Source organism: Burkholderia sp. E168m22 (assembly GCF_001319805.1).
Taxonomy (GTDB): Bacteria; Pseudomonadota; Gammaproteobacteria; order Burkholderiales; family Burkholderiaceae; genus Burkholderia; species Burkholderia orbicola.
Map to the genome: position 1 here is coordinate 1 of NZ_BBSK01000119.1, position 3,692 is coordinate 3,692.

Consider the following 3,692-nt stretch of genomic DNA (forward strand, 5'->3'; position numbering starts at 1 on the left):
GTCGAGTTCGATGTTTGCGGGCGCGGTGGGCAGGGTAGGGACGCGGGCCGGGACGTCGGTGTCCGACGCCGTCGGCGTCGCGCCGTAGCCGGCCTGCTTCACGGCATCCGCCAATTGCGTGGCCGAAACGCCGGCCGATGCGTCGACCGTCGCGCGTTCGGTCGCGAGGTTGACCGATGCACGCGTGACGCCCGGCACCTTGACGAGCGCCTTCTCGACGCGCGACACGCACGACGCGCAGGTCATGCCATCGATATCGAGTTCGATCGTCGTGGCGGCAGCCGGCGCAGACGGCGTTGCGTCGGGCGTCGCGTGCGCCACCTGCGTGGGCGCAACCGCTTCGCCGGCCGCGTCGCGCACCGCGGCGCGATAGCCGGCCTCACGGACGGCGTCAACGAGCTGATCCGGCTCGACGGTCTCCTGCGCGGTGACCGTCGCCGTATGCGCATCCAGATCGACCGCCGCATCGACGACGCCCGGCACGGCGGCCAGCGCGCGCTGCACGCGGCCCGTGCAGCCGCCGCAATGCATGCCGTCGACGTTCAGCTCGATCGTTTGCAGCGCCGCGGAGGCAAGTGGTTCAGTCATGTCGGATTCCCCAAAAGCGCGGTTCGTGCCGCGAATGGTTCCAGTATCAACATTCCCATGATGGTAAGGTCAAGCGTCGGCGACGATGCGACGCAGGTCGATGCGCACAGGGTGTCACAACGCAGGAAAAGCGATCGCCCGGCTTCCGTACGGACAGCCGGTGAGCGCTGAAGCGCCGAGCTTGGCGCTCGCGAGGCGTTTACGGGTCGATGTTCCCGATGCTGTTCCAGATTTTTGCGGAATCCCGTGAACTATTTCAGATTTTTTGACGATTCGGCTAGCGTTTTACCCGTTATTCGGCATATTGGGGGATGCCCTTAGGCGCTATGATACCGGCCTGACATCAGCGCCCCACCGTTACGAAACGTAGCGAAACGGTCATCCGGGCACGCTGGGGTGCCTTGCTTCGCCGTTCGCAAGACGAACAGGGCGTTGACTGAAAAGAACGATATTCGGCCAGTAATCGATGATTGAAAACCAGCGAGAATCAGTTTCTCTGCGACGCGCATGCGCGTCGCTGGCCATTGCGGCGTTGCTTGCGGGATGCGCGTCGCAACCGGACGCGATCCAGCGGAAAACCGGCTGGATGCGCGCGGAAGTCGCCGACTCCTATATCTATGCGTATCCGCTCGTGCTGATGGACGTCGCGAAGGAGGCGGCGACGGGCGGCGACGGCGCGCAGCCGGGGCAGGCGCCGCTCAACACGCTGCGCCACGCGCAGGCGCTGCCGCCCGTCGGCGCGGTCAATCCGCCGCTGCCGGGCGTCGACACGCTCGACTCGACCGGCTGGCTCGACGTCGCCGCCGAACCCATGATCGTCACGCTGCCCGACACGCGCGGCCGCTACTGGGACGCACGCGCGCTCGACATGTGGACGAACGTGCTGTGGTCGTGGTCGAGCGTCGCGGCGCGCGGCGCCCGTGGCGCCGGGCGATCGCAAACGATTGCCTTCGCCGCGAAGGACTGGCAGGGCACGCTGCCGAAGGGCGTACAGCGTGTCGACGTGCCGTCCGCCAATGCGTGGCTCGAAGTGCGGCTGCAGACGAGCGGCGGGCGCGATCTGACGAACGTGAAGAAATTGCAGCGCGCGATCCGCGTGGTGCCGCTGTCGGTCTACACGGGCGCCGAGCGCGGCGCATCGGTCGCGGTCCATGCGGGCAGTGCCCCATCCGAAGCGGTGGGTGGCGGCACGCCGGCCGAACAAGTGACCGCGCTCGACCCGAAGGCGTTCTTCACGCGCTTCGCGCGGGCGCTGCAGGACAATCCGGCGCCGGCCGACGACGCACACGCGCAGGAATCGCTCGGCGACATCGGCGTGACGGCCGGCTACCCGGTGCTGTGGACGGGCGACCGTCTGACGGCCGCGACGGCCGGCGTCGCCGAGGCGCGCGCGCGGCTCGCGACCCCGCCGTCGAACCTGCTGAACGCGAACGGCTGGACCTGGCTGGGCGATACGGCCGGCAAGTACGGCCAGGACTACGCGCTGCGCGCGTATGCGGCCTACACGCAGTTCGGCACCGCGACGCGCGACGACGAGACGCTCGCGATCACCCGCGTCGACAGCGACGGCCACGCGCTGAACGGCGCGAACCGGTACGTGCTGCATTTCGCGCCGGGCGCGCTGCCGCCGGTGCGCGCGTTCTGGACGCTCACGCCGTACACCACCAACGGCGCGTTGCCCGACGTCGGGTCGGCGCGCCGCTCGCTCGGCGATCGCGACCGGCTGCGCCGCAACCACGACGGCTCGATCGACATCGTCGTGTCGGCGTCGCCGGGCGGCACGCATGCGGCCAACTGGCTGCCGGCGCCGCGGACCGATTTCGCGCTCGCGTTGCGCCTCTACGCGCCGAAGCCGCAGGCGAGCGACGGCTCGTGGATGCCGCCCGTCGTCGTCCGGAAATGAACGGTTGACCGCCGCCGTTGTCCGATCGGCGGGCGCGGCGGCGGCGCCCGACCGCCGTACCGTCACCTCCTGAGCCTATACTTTCGGGATAGCGTGCGCGGCCGCCCGGTTCCCCGGTGCGGCCCGGCATCCATTCCCGAGATATTCAAGCATGGCAAGCGCAGACAAAGAAACCGTACCCTCGACCCTCCATGCCCTCGGTGGCGTTGCACGCTCGCGCCGGACCCGGCGTATCGGCATCGGCGTGCTGATCTTCCTCGTTTTGTTCGGACTGCTCGGCTTCTTCGCGGCGCCGCCGCTGATCCGCCATGTCGCCGAACAGCAGTTGAGCAAGCAGCTCGACCGGCCGGCCACGATTCAGCGCATCGCACTGAACCCGTACACGCTGAACCTCGAAGCCGACGGCATCCGCCTCGGCGAGCGCGGCGGCCAGGGCGACTTCATCGACATCGGCAAGCTCGTCGTGAGGCCGTCGTGGTCGTCGCTGTTCCGCGGCGCGCCGATCGTCAACGAGGTCCGGCTCGATTCGCCGCGCTTTCACGTCGTTCGCTACGACGCGCAGCGCTTCAACTTCACCGACCTGATCGAGAAGTTCTCGTCGCCGACGCCGAAGCCCGACAGCAAGCCGACGCAATTCTCGGTGTCGAACATCCAGGTCAACGACGGCCGGATCGATTTCGACGATCGCCTGCTGAACGAAAAGCACGTGGTCGACAACTGGACGCTCGGCATTCCGTACATCGCGACGCTGGCCTCGAAGACCGACATCTTCGTCGAGCCGAAGCTGCGCGCGCGCTTCGACGGCAGCCCGATCTCGATCGACGGCAAGACCAAGCCGTTCGCGCAGTCGCGCGAATCGGAGATCGCGCTGAAGTTCGACCGCCTCGACGTGCCGAAGCTGATCTCGTACGTGCCGGCGAAGCTGCCGGTGGCCGTGACGAGCGGCCTGCTCAGCAGCAACCTCACGGTCAATTTCGTGATGAGCGGCGAGACGCCCGCGCTGCGCGTGTCGGGCACCGTCGACCTGAGCGACGCGAAGGTGACCGACCGCGCGTCGGCGCCGCTGTTCGCCGCGCGCGGCGTGCACATCGCGGCGGCCGGGCTGGAACCGCTGCGCAACGCGATGCACTTCGACGAGATCCGGCTCGACCAGCCGGTGGTCGATCTGTCGCGCGACAAGCAGGGCGTGCTGAACGTCGAG

3 protein-coding genes are annotated in these 3,692 nt (G+C 68.3%); 2 read left to right on the forward strand and 1 reads right to left on the reverse strand.

Annotated elements, in window-relative coordinates:
* Positions 1–588, reverse strand: a 588-nt coding sequence (locus AP428_RS28100) for a copper ion binding protein (RefSeq protein WP_156349353.1), incomplete at its 3' end; no start/stop codon positions are given.
* 466 nt (positions 589–1,054) lie between these two features.
* On the opposite strand from AP428_RS28100, the gene AP428_RS28105 reads away from it, so the two are divergent.
* Both AP428_RS28105 and AP428_RS28110 read left to right on the forward strand, forming a co-directional pair.
* Positions 1,055–2,491 (forward strand): DUF1254 domain-containing protein, encoded by a 1,437-nt coding sequence (locus AP428_RS28105; protein WP_054928427.1) that lies wholly within the window; start codon positions 1,055–1,057, stop codon positions 2,489–2,491.
* A 151-nt stretch (positions 2,492–2,642) separates the two neighbouring features.
* Positions 2,643–3,692: DUF748 domain-containing protein (locus AP428_RS28110; RefSeq protein WP_156349354.1), on the forward strand; the 1,050-nt coding region annotated here is incomplete at its 3' end.